The organism is Streptomyces sp. NPDC002690, from assembly GCF_053592415.1.
Genome location: NZ_JBSFVR010000170.1, coordinates 1 through 15,456 on the forward strand (window position 1 = coordinate 1; position 15,456 = coordinate 15,456).

Genomic DNA, 15,456 nt, shown 5'->3' on the forward strand with positions numbered 1-15,456 from the left:
CACGTCGACGGCAGGGGCGGTCGCATCAAGCTGGCGGGCGAGGTCTGGTCGGCCCCAGGCCCACCGGGACCGGGCGGCGTCCGGCGAACCCCCGGTTGCTGCGGCAACGCCTGTTCGTCTTCGTGGTGGTGACGCTGCTGGTGGCCCTCGGCATCGCGGCCGCGCAGGGCTGCCAGGGTCCGGCGCGCGGCCTCGGCGGGCCGCCCGTGCCGACGGGGAGCGGGCAGTCGGCGCCGGACGGACGATCAGCCACGCCGCTGCCCTGACCTCCGCGCACCGGGGCGGCGGTCAGGCCCGGCGCGGACGGGTCGCGTAGAACGCGACGGCGGAGGCGGCCGCCACGTTGAGCGAGTCGACCCCGGCGTCCATCGGGATGCGGACGTGGTCGTCGACCGCGGCGAGCGTCTTCGGGGTGAGCCCCGCCCCTTCCGTACCGAAGACGAGGGCGAGCCGTTCGTCCTCGCGAGCGGCGAGTTCGTCCAGGGTGACGGCCCGGTCGCTGAGGCAGAGCGCGGCAACCGTGAAACCCGCCGCGTGCAGCACCCCGACGCCTTCGGGCCAGGACTCCAGACGGGTCCACGGCACCTGGAAGACACCGCCCATGGAGACCTTCACCGCCCGCCGGTAGAAGGGGTCGGCGCAGCGCGGGGTGAGCAGGACGGCGTCGACGCCGAGGGCCGCGGCGTTGCGGAAGGCGGCCCCGATGTTGGCGTGGTCGACGATGTCCTCGAAGACGGCGACCCGGCGGGCACCGGCGAGCAGACCGGCCGCGTCGGGCAGCGGCTCGCGCCGCATGGAGGCGAGGGCGCCGCGGTGCACGTGGTATCCGGTGACCCGCTCGGCGAGTTCGGGGGTGACGACGTACACCGGGGATTCGGCCGCCTCGATGACGTCGCCCATCACCTCGGTCCACTTGGGGGTGAGCAGCATGGAGCGCATCGCGTACCCGGCCTGCCCGGCGCGGCGGATCACCTTCTCGCCCTCGGCGATGAAGAGACCCTCCTCGGGTTCGCGCCTGCGGCGCAGTTCGACGTCGGTGAGGCCCGTGTAGTCGTGCAGGCGCGGGTCGTCGGGGTCCTCGACGGTGATGATCTCTGCCACAGGAGTGCTGCCTTGTCCGGGGTGGGGCGGCCGGTTACGCGGTGGGGGTAGCCGGTGGTGCGGTGGGTGTCGTGGGCCGTGTCCGACCATGCGCGGCGGATGGGCGGACGGTGTCCGGTGCGGTGCCCCGCAAGGCGGAGAATCGCCCGTGTACGGGATGTGCACGGGCGGTCCGACAACGCCGCTGGGCCGTGTCCGACCGTGCCTGGGCACCGCCCGCCCGACGGGCATGGTCAGCCACGGCTCAGGTGCCGTGCCGGACACCGCCCGCCCGACGGGAAGGGTCAGGCACGGCCCGGGGAGCCGGGTCCGACGGCGACGACCTCACCGATGACGATGACGGCCGGAGGACGTACGTCCTCGGCCAGGGCCCGCTCGCCGACGGTGGCGAGTGTCGCGTCGACGCGGCGCTGCGCCGCGGTGGTGCCCTCCTGGACGAGGGCGACCGGGGTGGCGGGGTCCTTGCCGTGGGCTACGAGGGCCTTCGCGATGGCGCCGATCTTGTCGACGGCCATCAGAAGAACGAGGGTGCCGCGCAGTCGGGCCAGGGCCTCCCAGTCGACCAGCGAGCGGGGGTCCTCGGGGGCGACGTGCCCGCTGACGACGGTGAACTCGTGGGCGACCCCCCGGTGGGTGACGGGGATTCCGGCGGCGCCGGGCACGGAGATGGAGCTGGAGATGCCGGGGACGACGGTGCAGGGGATGCCCTCGGCGGCGAGCGCCTGGGCCTCCTCCATGCCGCGGCCGAAGACGAACGGGTCGCCGCCCTTGAGCCGGACGACGGCCTTGCCCGCCTTCGCGTGTTCTATGAGAGCCCGGTTGATCGCCTCCTGGGCCATGAAGCGGCCGTAGGGGATCTTCGCGGCGTCGATGACCTCGACGTGCGGGGGCAGTTCGTCCAGGAGGTCGCGGGGGCCGAGCCGGTCGGCGATGACGACGTCGGCGGCGGCGAGCAGCCGGCGGCCGCGCACGGTGATCAGGTCGGGGTCGCCGGGGCCGCCGCCGACGAGCCAGACGCCCGGGGTGTGGGTGCGGTGGTGCGGGGCGGCGAGGGTGCCGTCGCGGAGCCCTTCGACGATGGCGTCGCGCACGGCGGCGGAGTGGCGGGGGTCGCGGCCCCGGGAGGTGGTGGTGAGCACGGCGACCGTGACGTTCTCGCTGCGGCCGGTGGCGGGGGTCCAGGCGGTGGCCGCTTCGGCGTCGTCGCTGCGGACGCACCAGGTGCGGGTCCGCTCGGCCTCGGCGGAGGCGGCGGCGTTGGCGGCGGGGTCGCTGCTGGCGACGAGGGCGTACCAGGTGTCGGCGAGGTCGCCGTCCGTGTACCGGCGGCGTTCCCAGCGGATCTCACCGGCGTCGGCCATCGCCTCGACGGAAGGGGTGGCGGAGGGCGACACGAGGGTGATGTCGGCCCCGGTCGCGATGAGCGCGGGGAGGCGGCGCTGCGCGACCTGGCCGCCGCCGACGACGACGACGCGGCGCCCGCTCAGGCGCAGTCCGACGGGGTACGCGGGGTGATCGACGTGCTCGGCCATGGCGGTGCTGGCTCCTCGGCAGGGAACGGTGCGTACGGCGCGGTGCGGCGCCGTACGGGGGGTCCGTCCGGTCCGGCGTACGGGACGCGGCGGCGGTCGGGGCTGCCGCTGCGGCTCTGGAGCGGCTGGTGACGTGCGCTGTGACGTGCGGGTTCAGCAGGTGGGGCGGGGACCACCATACGGGGTGGTGCCGCCGGAGGGCAGGGCCCCAGTACCCCGGGGCCGCCCCGGGCGGGCGTGAGGGCCCGGCCGGGGCGGCCCCCGGTACGGGGCCGTGTCTCAAGAGTGGCGCGGTCCGCCCGGAGGGCGGTTCCGGCGGGGCTTTCGGAACACGCCCTACTTCTCCGTGACGCCCGCCGAGTCGAACGTCGCCACCTCGTGCATGGCGCGCGCGGCGCTCTGCACGATCGGGAGCGCGAGCAGGGCGCCCGTGCCCTCGCCGAGGCGCAGGTCGAGGTCGATCAGCGGGCGCAGGCCCAGCTTGTTGAGCGCGGCCACGTGGCCGGGCTCAGCGCTGCGGTGACCCGCGATGCAGGCGGCCAGCGCCTCGGGGGCGATGGCGCGGGCGACCAGGGCGGCGGCACCTGCGCTCACGCCGTCCAGAATGACCGGGGTGCGCAGCGAGGCGCCGCCCAGGAGGTACCCGGCCATGGCCGCGTGCTCCAGGCCGCCGACGGCCGCGAGCACGCCGATCGGGTCGGACGGGTCGGGCTGGTGCAGTTCCAGGGCGCGGCGCACCACGTCGACCTTGCGGGCGTGCATCTCGTCGTTGATGCCGGTGCCCCGGCCGGTGACCTCGGAGGGGTCGGCACCGGTGTAGACGCAGATGAGGGCGGCCGACGCCGTGGTGTTGGCGATGCCCATCTCTCCGATGAGGAGGCCCTTGTTGCCGGCGGCGACCAGGTCGCGGGCGGTCTCGATGCCGACCTCGATCGCCGCGAGGACGTCCTCGCGGCTCATCGCGGGGCCGGTGGTGAAGTCCGCCGTGCCGGGCCGCACCTTGCGGGGCAACAGGCCGGGAGTGGCGGGGAGTTCGGTGGCGACGCCGACGTCCACGACGCAGACCTCGGCACCGACCTGGCTCGCGAAGGCGTTGCAGACCGCGCCGCCGGCCAGGAAGTTGGCCACCATCTGGCCGGTGACCTCCTGGGGCCAGGACGTCACCCCCTGGGCGTGCACGCCGTGGTCACCGGCGAAGATCGCGACGGCCGCGGGCTCCGGGATCGGCGGCGGGCACGACCGGGAGAGCCCGGCGAGCTGTGCGGAGATGATCTCCAGCATGCCGAGCGCGCCGGCGGGCGTGGTCATCCGCTTCTGCCGCTCCCACGCCTCTCCGAGCGCCTTGGCGTCCAGCGGGCGGATGTTGGCGATGGTCTCCTGGAGGAGGTCGTGCGGCTCCTCGCCGGGCAGCGCCCGGCGGCCGTAGGTCTCCTCGTGGACCACCCAGGAGAGCGGGCGTCGCTTGGACCAGCCGGCCTGCATCAGTTCGGGCTCCTCGGGGAACTCGTCGACGTACCCGACACAGAGGTACGCGACGATTTCGAGGTGCTCGGGCAGACCGAGGGCGCGGACCATCTCGCGCTCGTCGAAGAAGCTGACCCAGCCGACGCCGAGTCCCTCGGCGCGGGCGGCGAGCCACAGGTTCTCCACGGCGAGCGCGGAGGAGTACGGGGCCATCTGCGGCTGGGTGTGACGGCCCAGGGTATGCCGTCCGCCACGGGTGGGGTCGGCGGTGACGACGATGTTCACGGGGGTGTCGAGGATGGCCTCGATCTTCATCTCCCGGAACTGCTTGGCGCGGCCCTTGGGGAGCGACTTCGCGTAGGCGTCACGCTGGCGCTGGGCGAGCTCGTGCATGGAACGCCGGGTCTCCGCCGAGCGGATGACGACGAAGTCCCAGGGCTGCGAGTGGCCGACGCTGGGCGCGGTGTGCGCGGCCTCCAGCACGCGGAGCAGGACCTCGTGCGGGATCGGGTCGCTGCGGAAGCCGTTGCGGATGTCGCGACGCTCGCGCATGACGCGCAGCACGGCCTCGCGCTCCGCGTCGTCGTACCCGGGGGCCGGCTCGGTCGCGGGCTCCTCGGGCGCGGCGGCGTACTCGGTCTCCGGCTGCTCGGCGGCGGGCGCTTCCGCCACCTCGGCGGGGGCGGACACGACGGCGTCCGTCGCGGGTCCGGCCGGCTCGGCCTGGGCGGCCGGTTCGACCGCGAAGACCGGGGCCTCGGGGGCCTCGGCGGGGTGGGGCTGTTCCTGTCGCACGTTCTGGTGTTCCGGTTCCGTGTACTGCGGCCCGTCGTCCTGTCCGGCGACGGGGGGCTCGGAGGCCCAGGGCGCTCCGGCGGCCTGCGGCGCGGCGAACTCCTGGGCGCCGTCGACCGATGCGGTGGGCTCCGGGAGGGCGGCGGCGTCGTCGAAGGCGGCGGGCTCGGCCAGGACCGGCTCGACGGCCTGGACCGGCTCGACGGCCGGCTCCGCGACAATCGGCTCGGCGGGGGCCTGTTCGGGCGGCTGGACCGCGGTGAACCCGGTGGCGGGCACCTCACCCTGCACGGGGAAGTACGGCTCCTGGGCGGCGTCGGGCGCGAAGACCGGCGCCGGGGCGCCGGGGACGACCGTTTCTTCCGGGCCCGCCGACGGGACGTCCGCCGGGGCTTCGGCCGCGATCTCCGCGGGCGCCTTCGCGAGGGCGTGAACCGGCGTGAACTCCTGGGCGGCGGCGGCCGGCTCGAAGCCCGGCGCCGCCTCGGGCGCGGGCTCGAATTCCGGTGCGGCCCGCGGGAGCGCCTGGGCCGGTACGAAGTCCGCCGGGGCGGTCGCCGTCGGCTCCGCTTCGGCGGCAACGATCCCGGCCGGCGCGGCTTCGGCGTACGGGGTTTCCACGAGCGCGGCTTCGGCGGGCTCGGAGGGCAGGGGGGGCGCCTCCGCCGGGTCCGCGTCCCCGACGGGCTGCTCGCCGACGGCGGGCACCGGCTCGGGCGCACCCCACGGGGCGGCACCCTGGAGCGGGATCTCGCCCAGCTGCGGGCCCGGGAGGACGAGCGCCTGCGCGGCGAGATCCTCGGCGTGCGTGGGGACCTCGGTGTACGCGGGAGCCTCGGCCTGCACGGGCGCGGGGGCCTCGGCGCGCGCCGGGTATTCGGGTGCCGCGGGGGCCGGGGGCGCCGTACGGGCCGGAGCCGGAGCCGGCGGCTGCGGGGAGCCGGCCGGGCCTCGGTCGGCCAGCGAGCGCACGATACCGCTCTGCCCGCCGTAAGAGGGGCCGTCGACCGAGGGTCCGCGGTGCAGCGGGCGGCGGGACGGCGCGGAGGCCATCGCGTGCGCGGCGACGGGTGCGGGCGCCGGAATCCGTACCCCGCCGAGGTCCAAGGCCCCCGGGTCGTGGCCCGCGGACTCCTGGGCCACGGGCTCCGGGGAGGGGTGCGTGCTCTGCTGGGGGAACTGCTGGTAGGCGTCCGCGGCGGGGGCCGGGACGACCTGCGGATCGCTCCACGAGCCCTGGGCGGCGGGCATCAACAGCACGTCGTCCTCGTAGGGTGCCTGCTCGGAGGGATCGAGGTAGGTGTAGGCATCCGGGGCGGGGACGCCCGGCTGCTCCACCATGCCTGCGTTCTCCGGCTGTCCCTCGCCCGGGATCTGGCCGGTGTCAGTCATGCGTACCCCTCGCCCATCGTCAGTGCTCCTTCGGCCCATCGCCCGGGACGCCCGCGTCACGACACGCCGATGCCCGTCAACTAGAACGAGCGGGCTCGCCGCGCGGCACGAAACGCCCGCAGACCTCTACATATTCTCGCGGGCGATCGCCACGGCGACAGGTTTGTCGCGCCGCGGTTCGCTGTGGACTGCGCCACTTCGCGCGGTCCCGGTTGTGCCGTACCACAGGGAGAAACAAAAGCGCTCCCTTTTCCGGACATTGACGCACGAAGCGACGAACGACCGGGTTCGGTACAACAATCCGCCAGCCTACCTTCCGCGCTGTAGCTACCTGGTCACGGGGCAAGGTCCGAACGCACCGCGCAGAGCAGGAACGCGACGGACCGTTCGCGTTCTTCCCAGACCGAGGTGTCGAGGTCCACGGACTGGAGAAGCGCGCATTCCACCGTGTAGCCGCTGCCGGAAAGCGTGGTGACGAGGGCTTCCGCCTGGTCCCGGGTGGAGGCGTGGGTGACGATCCGCTCGGGGCGCCGGTCGGCGACGGCGAGGGCCACGGGAACGCCGCCGCCCCCGATGCGTACGACATCGGGTTCGGGAAGTCGTTCGAGCACGTGGGGGGCGAGGCCCTGGACGACCTGGACGGCCACGCCGAAGGAGCGGGCCGCGGCGGCCGCCCGGGCGCAGGCGGCCGGGTCTCGGTCGACGGCGATGACGGCCGCGCCGAAGCGGGCCGCTTCGACGGCCAGCGCGCCGGAGCCCGAGCCGATGTCCCAGACCAGGTCGCCCGTACGCGGGCCGAGCCGGGCCAGTTGGGCGGCGCGCATCCCGGCGGACTCGCCCTCGGTGCTCCGCCCCGGTCGCGCCCGGTCGTGTCCGGCGTGGTCGTGTCCGGCCCGGTCGTGTCCGGCGGGCGCGTTCCCTGCCCGGCGGTAGGCGTCCTCGGGCAGGCCCCAGCCCCGAACACCGTCGGGGCGGGCGGGATCACGGCCGCCGATCCAGCCGGCGGCAGCGGTGGTGGGGCCGCCGCCCACGACGATGACGACGTTCGGGTCGCGCCAGGAGTGGTCGGCCGCCTTGTCGGAGGTGAGGACGGTGACGCGCTCGCGGGCGGTGCCGAGTTCCTCGCAGATCACGAAGGTGCGGTGGATGCCGTCGAGGAGCAGGGCCAGTTCGGCGGGGCCGGCGCCGGGCGAGGTGAGGACGGCGACCTTGTGGTGGGCCCGGCAGACGTTGACGGCCCGTCGCAGGGTCTTCGGGTGGGCGACGACGACTTGGGCGTCGTCCCAGGGCATCCCGGCACGGGCGAAGGCGGTGGCGACGGAGGAGACCGCGGGCACGACCTCGACCTCCAGGCCGTGTTCGGGCGCGCGCAGGGTGCGTACGACTCCGAAGAAGCCGGGGTCGCCGTCCGCGAGGACGACGGCGCTCCCCCGGTGTCCGGCGATGCGCCGGGCCGCGAGGTCCACGCTGCCGAGGCGGATGCGTTCGGCGTCCTTCGGCACTTCGGCGAGCGCGAGGTGGTGTGCGGCGCCTGCGACCAGCGTGGCGGCGGAGAGTGCTGCCGTGGCCGCTCTGGTCAGCGGTGAGCCGTCCCAGCCGATCACCGTGACGCGGTCGGCCATCGTCGTCCGTCTCCTGGAGTTGTGGGGGGGTGCGTGAGCGGGCGTCCGCCGCCGGGGCCGTGCCCGCGCGGTGGACCGGGTAGAGGTTATCGGGTCGCCCCCGGGGCCGGGCCGGAGGGGACGCGGGCGGCGCTCCCCCGTCAGTTCCAGTCGTTGTAGGTGCCGTAGCCGCCCGCGTCCGCGAGCTGCTCGGCGACGCCTTCGAGGTCCTCCGGCAGGAGTCCCCAGACGATCAGGTCGGTGCGGAAGTCGGCCCAGCCGCCGTCCTCCGTCTGCGTCCGCGCTATCCGGGCGTTGCGCAGCACGCCCTCGCTGATGCAGCCGAGTTTCTGCGCGACCTGCTGGGAGGCGGTGTTGTCGGCCTGGGTGCGCAACTCGATGCGCTCGAAGGCCTGGTCGCGGAAGAGCCACTCGGCGAGCGCCAGTACGGACTCGGTGGCGTATCCCTCGCCGCGCGCCCAGTGGGCGGTGATGTAGACGACTTCGGTGGAGCGGGTGCGCCAGTCGGTGTTCAGCAGCCGTACGGAGCCCACGAGTCGCTGGGTGAGGAACTCGTGGACGGCGAAGACGATGCCGTGGCCCTGGGTGCGCTCGCCCGGGGCGATGCGCCGGATCCAGCGCTCGGCGTCGATCCGGGTGTACGGCTGCGGGCCGTCCGTCCAGGCGGTGACGGCCTCGTCGTTCATCATGTCGGTCAGCGCCGGGAGGTCCGACATGTCGTAGGGGCGCAGCACCAGTCGGTCCGTGCTGATCGAGATCGACGGAAAGGTGGTAGTCATGCGCAGCTCCATGCCGAAGACCGGTAAAGGCACAGCATGCAGTATCGGGCGCGCGCCGCGCATGGGCGGGTCCGCACGGCGGAGCCCCGCACCTCCTCGGCGGGAGGTACGGGGCTCCGTGGGCGTCCGGGGACGGGTCAGGAAGAGACCGGGGTACCGAAGGCGGGGATGACCGAGCCCTTGTAGGTGTCCTCGATGAACTTCTTGACTTCGTCGCTGTTGAGGAGCTTGGCGAGCTTCTCGACGCGGGGGTCCTTCTCGCCGCCCTTCTTGACGACCAGGATGTTGGCGTAGGGGTTGCCCTCCGCCTTCTCGATGGCGAGCGCGTCCTTCGACGGCGTGAGCTTGGCTTCGATCGCGTAGTTGCCGTTGATGACCGCGGCGTCGACGTCGTCCAGGGCGCGGGGCACGGTGGCGGCCTCCAGCTCCTTGAACTTCAGGCCCTTCGCGTCGGTGATGTCGCTCAGCTTGGCGTCGGTGCCGACACCGGACTTGAGCGTGATCAGGCCCTGGTCGGCGAGGAGCAGGAGCGCGCGGCCCTCGTTGGTGGTGTCGTTGGGCACCGCGATCGTCTGGCCGGCCTTGATGTCGCTGACCGCCTCGGCCTTCTTGGAGTAGAGGCCGAGCGGCTCCAGGTGGACGTTGACGACCGGCACGAGGTGGGTGCCGTTCTTCTTGTTGAAGTCGTCCAGGTAGGGCTTGTGCTGGAAGAAGTTGGCGTCGATCTGGCCGTTCTCGGTGGCGGTGTTCGGCAGGACGTAGTCCGTGAACTCCTTGACCTCCAGCTTGAGGCCGGCCTTCGCGGCGAGGTTCTTCTTCACGAAGTCGAGGATGTCGGCGTGCGGCGTCGGGGACGCGCCCACGACGAGTGCCTTGGACGTGTCGGCGCTCGCGCCGGTGCCGCCGGCGGACGGGTCGGAGTCCGTACCGCAGGCGCTGAGGCCCAGGGCGAGCGCGGCGGTGGCGGCGGCTGCCGCGGAGAGCTTGAGGTTCTTGCGCACGAAAAGTGCCTCTTTCGGGTGGGGTGGAGCGCCCGGACAAGGAGTGCGGGCTCGGTCCGCGCGTACGGGAGGAGCGGACGCGGCGGAAGTCTGTCGCCTCGGGAGGACGGAAGCCTCAGGAGGTGGTGCGGCCCCGGCGGGCCAGCAGGCGTCCGGCGAGGTCGCCGATGAGCTGCACGACGGACACGATGACGATGAGCAGCACGACGGTGACGATCATGAACGTGTTGTCGAAGCGCTGGAATCCGTAGGTGACGGCCTTGGAGCCGAGTCCCTCGCCGCCCACGGCGCCGGCCATCGCGGAGTAGCCGATGAGCACGATCACGGTGGTGGTGACACCGGAGATCAGGGAGGGCAGGGCCTGCGGGAGCAGGACCTTGCGGACGATGGTGGGGATGGAGCCGCCCATCGACTGGACCGCTTCGACGAGTCCGTGGTCGACCTCGCGGACGGCGGTCTCCACCAGGCGCGCGAAGAAGGGGATGGCGCCGACGGCCAGCGGCACGATCATCGCGGTCGGGCCGATGAAGGTGCCGACCACCCAGGTCGTGAAGGGGATCAGCGCGATCAGCAGGATGATGAAGGGCAGCGAGCGGCCGATGTTGACGACCACGCCGACGATTCGGTTCACCACGGTGTTCTGGAGCAGCCCGCCCTTGTCGGTGAGGACCAGCAGCACTCCGAGCGGCAGGCCGACGGCGACGGTGACGACCGCGGACCACAGGACCATGTAGAGGGTGTCGATGGTGCCCTGGGTCAGCAGGGGCTGCATTTCGGACCAGGTCACTTCGCGGCCTCCTTGGTGAGCGGGGCGGTGGTCTGCACGGGGATCACGGTGGCGGCGGCCTCGTCCACGACGTCCACCCGCAGCCCTTGCTCGCGCAGGAACCCGATGGGCACGACGTTCTCCTCGAAGCGGCCGGGCAGCTCGATGCGCATCCGGCCGATCTGCTTGCCGCCCACGGTGTCCATGGCCGCGCCGAGGATCGAGATGTCGATGTCGTAGGTACGGGAGAGCTGGGAGATCACCGGCCGGCCGGTGGAGTCGCCGTGGAAGGTGACGTCGACCACCGTGCGGCCGGGGGCCGAGGCGGTGCCGCCCACGGGGAAGAGTTCGTGGGCCAGTTCGGAGCCGGGGGTGGCGAGGAGTTCGCCGACCGTGCCGGACTCGACGACGCGGCCCCGGCGCATCAGCGCGGCGGAGTCGCAGACCGTCTTCACGACGTCCATCTCGTGGGTGATGAGCAGCACGGTCAGGCCGAGCTGCTGGTTGAGGTCGCGCAGCAGCTGGAGGATGGACCGGGTGGTCTCGGGGTCCAGGGCCGAGGTCGCCTCGTCCGAGAGCAGCACCTTCGGGTCGCCGGCCAGGGCGCGGGCGATGCCGACGCGCTGCTTCTGGCCGCCGGAGAGCTGTCCGGGGTACGCCTTCGCCTTGTCGCCGAGGCCGACCAGGTCGAGCAGTTCGAGTGCCTTGCGGGAACGGTCGCGCCCGGGCACGCCGAGGATCTCCAGCGGGAGTTCCACGTTGCCCTGGACGGTGCGCGAGGCCAGCAGGTTGAAGTGCTGGAAGACCATGCCGATGCGGCTGCGCGCCTCGCGCAGTTCCTTGCCCGCCCGGCGGCCCCGGCCCGCCAGGGCGGTGAGGTCCTGACCGGCCACGGTCACGGTGCCGGAGGTGGGCCGCTCCAGGAGGTTGACGCAGCGGATGAGGGAGGACTTGCCGGCGCCGCTCTGGCCGATGACGCCGAAGACCTCACCCTCCTCGACGTGCAGATCGACTCCGTCGAGTGCGGTGACCTCGCGGTCGCGCGACTGGTAGACCTTCGTGAGGCCCGAAGTGGTGATCACAGGGTTTCCGTCACTGTCGAGTGCTCGCGGCGTGGTGGTGCGCCGGGCACGGGGCATTCGTCCGGGGGAGACTCACCGGCCCTCGTCGGCCGGGATCTCGGCACGGTCGCGGCACGGGAGTGCCGGTCGAGGCCGTGCGGGGCCGAAGCGTTCCTGCCGGGTGGACCGGGAGGCGACGACGTCGGCGGGGTCTCGCTTCGGGGCGCGAGACGCTGGCGTGGGCCCTCAGATGGCGCGCATTCGACACATACGACGAGCACCGGGCGTACTGATCGCCTCGGTCGCAAGGGTGCGGCTGCTCGTCGTGGTCATGCCCCAAGTAAAACAGACGTGAGGAGGAGCGGAACCGGCGCGTCCGGATGACGGACACCTCGACATGGACCGCCACCCTCCGCCACCGCTTCTTCGCGCACCCATCTGACCTGCACAAACGCGTCCGTTCGCCGGCCTCTTCCGGCCGGATCCCCCACCGCTGTCCGGCCCGGGCGTCTGTGGCGGACGCCACGACCAAACCCCTGCGGGGCCCCGCACCCGCCGTCGGCGCGAGGCCGCATCCCCGCTTTCGCCGCTTCCGCGTACGACCGCCGGGAGGCGGGGCCGGACGCGGGCACGGGGTGCGACCGTAATACCCTCGGCTCATGCTCGACGCCCTGACGGTCACGCTCGCCGTGGCCGCGCTCGCCCTCGCCGCCTGGTGCGGATTCGCCGCATACCGGGACCAGCCCACCAAGGACTGGCACTTCATCGGTATGGCGGTCGTCACCCTGCTGGCGCTCGCCCAGCTGGTGGTGGGGATCGTGCAGCTGGCGCGCGGCGAGCGCCCGGAGCAGGGCATGACGATCTTCATCTGCTACCTCATCGGCTGCTTCGCGGCCGTGCCCGCGGCCGGTTTCCTGTCGCTGACCGAGCGGACCCGCTGGGGTTCGGCGACGGTGGCCGCCGGGGCAGTGGTGCTGGCCGTGCTCGAAGTGCGGCTCTACGACATCTGGGGAAACTGACGTGACCGACACCGATCGCACCGAGACCCCGGCGCCGGCCGGAGCGGCGGAGCCGAAGCCGTCGTTCGACCTGGGGACCGGCCCGGGCCGCGTACTCGTCTGGTTCTACGGGGTGTTCACCGTCGCCGCCGCCTCGCGGGCGATCGTCCAGATCATCCTGGACTTCGGCAAGGCGCCACTGGCGTACGTCCTGTCGGCCGTCGCCGCGCTGGTGTACGGGTTCATCACGTACTCCCTGGTGCGCGGTGGGGAGAAGGCCCGCCGGGCCGCTCTGGTGTGCTGCGCGGCCGAGCTGACGGGCGTTCTGATCGTCGGCACCTGGACGATGCTGGAGCCCTCCGCCTTCGCGGACGCCACCGTCTGGTCGGACTTCGGCATGGGCTACGTCTTCATCCCGGTGATCCTCCCGGTCACCGGACTGCTCTGGCTGCGCCGGGCCAAGCGGGCCTGAGACGCGGTCCGTTCCCGGGGCCCGTGCCCGAAGCGATGCGGTGGGCGCGGTCCCTCGGCGATGCGCGGTGAGCGCGCGGTCCCGCCCCGCGCGTTCCGTGCGGGGCGGGACTTCGCGTTCCTTCCGGGCGGGGAGCGGCTACGCGCTCGCCAGGTACTCCTGGGCCGCCGGGGCTTCCTTCTCCAGCAGGATCAGGCGTACCCCGTCCTCGCCGGTCTCGGCGCCGACCTGTGCGTATCCGGCTCGACGGTAGAGGCGCAGGTTGCCCTCGCTGCGGTGCCCGGTGTGCAGCTGGAAGCGGGTGGCGGCGCGCTCGGCCGCGAGTCCCGTCTCCGCCGCGCGCAGCAGCCGGGCGCCGAGGCCGTGGCCCTGGAGCCGGGGGTGGACGCAGAGTTTGCCGATCCGGCCGGTGCCGTCCTCCGCGGTGAACCCCCGCACCGCGCCGACGACCTCGTCGCCGAGCCGGGCCACGAAGACCAGGTCGGTGGCGAGTTCGTCCTGGACGGACTCCAGGGTCTGGACGAGCGGGTCGATCCGGTAGTTCCCGTAGAGCTCCGCCTCGCTCTGGAAACAGAGGTACTGGAGCCTGAAGAGCTGCTCGGCGTCGTCCTGCCCCGCCGCCGAGATGATCACACTCATGCCCATGTGTGCGTGCCTCCCGCTCACCTGATAAGTCGGTTGTTCATCGCACCATTCCCCGCGTTTCGGGAGCGGCAACCTCCGCCGCGAGCATTCTGCGGAGACATCCGAGGCATCGGGAACGAATCGGCCCCAAACTCCCCTGTGACATACCCAACTCCTCCGCGATCTCGCGGTAGGTGCGGTCGCCCGGGTCGAGCAGGGCGTTCAGGAGTCCTGCGCAACGGCCGGGCAGCCGGGCGACGGCCGCGCGCAGCGCCCGGCGTTCGTCGGCGCCGAGGGTGGCGCGTTCGGGACAGCTGCCGGGTCCCGCGGCGGGCCCGTCGTCGGCGTGCGGGTGTTCGCGCAGAGCGGCGCGGCGGGACGGGCGGACCTCGGCGCGCACGGTGTCGCGCACCCAGCGGGCCGGGTCGGGTAACGGAGCACCGAGGGCGAGGCGCTCCAGCAGCCGCAGCCAGACGGTCTGTTCGAGGTCGGACGGGTCCGCCCCGGCCGCCGCCGCCTCGGCCCTCACCTCGGCGCGGACCAGGGGGTGCAGGGCCGTCAGCACCACCACGGTGGACGTGGTGGTGGCGTCCGGCGCGCGGGGGTCGCCGCCCGGCGCGGGGACGGCTGGGGTCACCGAGGGAGCGGCGTCCGGCGCACGGCCGGCTGGGGTCGTTGCACGGTCGGCGGGGATCACGCCCGCTCAACGCGTCCCGCGCGGGGGCGGTTGCCGTACGCGGGAAGTGCCACCCGACCGGGGCACGACGGGTTCGGCGCTGACGCGGACCCGCCCTGCCCCGGTGGGTGGACGGGGACCGTCAAGCGCGGCGTGCGTCGGCCGCCGCGAGCAGCGCGGTGTCCGCGTTGTCGGAGAAGATGCCGTCGATGCCGGTCGCGAAGTACGCGCGGAAGGCGCCGAAGGCGTCCCCGTACGCGTTGGGGTCGGTACCCCGGCGGAACTCGGCGGGCAGGAAGGTGTTCTCGTTGCGCATCGTGTACGGGTGGAGGACCAGCCCCTGCGCGTGCGCGTCCCGGACCAGGGTGGTCGGCGCGGCGAGGCGTCCGGCCGAGTCCCTCGGGATCACCAGGTCGAGGGTGGGGCCGATGCCCTGGGCGAAGGAGGCGATCCACTTCAGGCCGGCCGGGGTGACGAGGTCGGCGACGGTGCGCGGGTCGCCCGCCGCGGTGAAGTCCCAGGGGCGCGAGGTCGCGCCGGCAAGCAGCACGATCCGAGGGGTGGAGACCAGCTTGGAGAGGCGCCGCACGGAGTCGGGCTCGAAGGACTGCAGGATGAGGGCCGCGTCCGCGCGGTCGCGGCCGTAGCGGCGGAGCAGCTTGGCGAGCGGCTCCTCCAGGGCGAGGCCGAGTCCCCGGAAGTACGAGGGGTGCTTGGTCTCGGTGTAGAGCCAGACCGGCTTGCCGCGCTTGCGGCCCTCGGCCTCGGCCCAGCGCAGGACCTCCTCGAAGGTGGGGATCTCCCAGCGGCCGTCGTAGAGGGTGTTCTTCTGGCGGTTGCCGGGGATGCGCTCGACGGCGCGCAGCGTCTTCAGCTCGGCGAGGGTGAAGTCCTCGGTGAACCAGCCGGTGAGCGGGACCCCGTCGACCGTCTTGGTGGTCTTGCGGCCGGCGAACTCGGGGTGGGAGGCGACGTCGGTGGTGCCGGTGATGTCGTTCTCGTGGCGGCAGACGAGGTGGCCGTCCTTGGTCGGGACGAGGTCCTGCTCGACGATGTCCGCGCCGAGGTCCAGGGCAAGCTGGTAGGAGCCGAGGGTGTGCTCGGGGCGGTAGCCGCTGGCGCCCCGGTGGCCGACGACGGTGGGGACGGGCAGGTCGCGCAGGCGGCGCCCGG

Annotated in this window: 13 protein-coding genes and 1 pseudogene; 3 read left to right on the forward strand and 11 right to left on the reverse strand. The window is 73.2% G+C overall.

Features of this window, described 5'->3' with window-relative positions; genetic code table 11:
- Positions 1–266: pseudogene (locus ACWD3D_RS21040) on the forward strand (serine/threonine protein kinase); the annotation flags it as partial.
- A 22-nt stretch (positions 267–288) separates the two neighbouring features.
- Here the strand turns inward: ACWD3D_RS21040 and ACWD3D_RS21045 are convergent.
- The 8 genes from ACWD3D_RS21045 to ACWD3D_RS21080 all read right to left on the reverse strand — a co-directional run bounded on the left by ACWD3D_RS21045 (position 289) and on the right by ACWD3D_RS21080 (position 11,534).
- Positions 289–1,101, reverse strand: coding sequence for a TrmH family RNA methyltransferase (locus ACWD3D_RS21045; RefSeq protein ID WP_451462364.1), 813 nt, complete (start codon positions 1,099–1,101; stop codon positions 289–291).
- Positions 1,102–1,385: 284 nt separating this feature from the next.
- Positions 1,386–2,633, reverse strand: coding sequence for a uroporphyrinogen-III C-methyltransferase (gene cobA / locus ACWD3D_RS21050; protein WP_451462365.1), 1,248 nt, complete (start codon positions 2,631–2,633; stop codon positions 1,386–1,388).
- Positions 2,634–2,969: 336 nt separating this feature from the next.
- On the reverse strand, positions 2,970–6,284 hold the full coding sequence (gene cobT, locus ACWD3D_RS21055) for a nicotinate-nucleotide--dimethylbenzimidazole phosphoribosyltransferase (RefSeq protein WP_451462366.1): 3,315 nt from the start codon (positions 6,282–6,284) through the stop codon (positions 2,970–2,972).
- 335 nt (positions 6,285–6,619) lie between these two features.
- Positions 6,620–7,906 carry a precorrin-6y C5,15-methyltransferase (decarboxylating) subunit CbiE gene (cbiE, locus tag ACWD3D_RS21060; RefSeq protein ID WP_451462367.1) on the reverse strand — a complete coding sequence of 429 codons (1,287 nt, stop codon included), beginning with the start codon at positions 7,904–7,906 and terminating at the stop codon, positions 6,620–6,622.
- A gap of 140 nt (positions 7,907–8,046) precedes the next feature.
- The gene (locus tag ACWD3D_RS21065) at positions 8,047–8,685 is read right to left on the reverse strand and encodes a GNAT family N-acetyltransferase (protein WP_451462368.1); all 639 of its coding nucleotides are present in this window, start codon (positions 8,683–8,685) and stop codon (positions 8,047–8,049) included.
- A gap of 137 nt (positions 8,686–8,822) precedes the next feature.
- Complete coding sequence (locus ACWD3D_RS21070) at positions 8,823–9,686, reverse strand: MetQ/NlpA family ABC transporter substrate-binding protein (protein ID WP_451462369.1); 864 nt, start codon at positions 9,684–9,686, stop codon at positions 8,823–8,825.
- Positions 9,687–9,801: 115 nt separating this feature from the next.
- Entirely contained in the window at positions 9,802–10,473 is a 672-nt protein-coding gene (locus tag ACWD3D_RS21075) for a methionine ABC transporter permease (protein WP_451462370.1), read from the reverse strand.
- A complete protein-coding gene (locus tag ACWD3D_RS21080; RefSeq protein ID WP_451462371.1) occupies positions 10,470–11,534 on the reverse strand; it encodes a methionine ABC transporter ATP-binding protein in 1,065 nt (354 codons plus the stop codon). The genes ACWD3D_RS21075 and ACWD3D_RS21080 overlap by 4 nt, the downstream gene beginning before the upstream one ends.
- Positions 11,535–12,172: 638 nt before the next feature.
- On the opposite strand from ACWD3D_RS21080, the gene ACWD3D_RS21085 reads away from it, so the two are divergent.
- Positions 12,173–12,532: a hypothetical protein gene (locus ACWD3D_RS21085; protein ID WP_387371947.1), complete on the forward strand. Its 360-nt coding sequence runs from the start codon at positions 12,173–12,175 to the stop codon at positions 12,530–12,532.
- 1 nt (position 12,533) lies between these two features.
- The gene (locus tag ACWD3D_RS21090; protein ID WP_451462372.1) at positions 12,534–12,983 is read left to right on the forward strand and encodes a hypothetical protein; all 450 of its coding nucleotides are present in this window, start codon (positions 12,534–12,536) and stop codon (positions 12,981–12,983) included.
- 138 nt (positions 12,984–13,121) lie between these two features.
- Here ACWD3D_RS21090 and ACWD3D_RS21095 read toward each other — a convergent pair whose 3' ends face one another.
- The 3 genes from ACWD3D_RS21095 to ACWD3D_RS21105 form a co-directional block, all read right to left on the reverse strand.
- Positions 13,122–13,628: a GNAT family N-acetyltransferase gene (locus ACWD3D_RS21095; RefSeq protein ID WP_451462373.1), complete on the reverse strand. Its 507-nt coding sequence runs from the start codon at positions 13,626–13,628 to the stop codon at positions 13,122–13,124.
- Positions 13,629–13,665: 37 nt separating this feature from the next.
- Positions 13,666–14,178: an RNA polymerase sigma factor gene (locus ACWD3D_RS21100; protein WP_451462375.1), complete on the reverse strand. Its 513-nt coding sequence runs from the start codon at positions 14,176–14,178 to the stop codon at positions 13,666–13,668.
- A 247-nt stretch (positions 14,179–14,425) separates the two neighbouring features.
- Positions 14,426–15,456: glycerophosphodiester phosphodiesterase (locus ACWD3D_RS21105; protein ID WP_451462374.1), on the reverse strand; the 1,031-nt coding region annotated here is incomplete at its 5' end.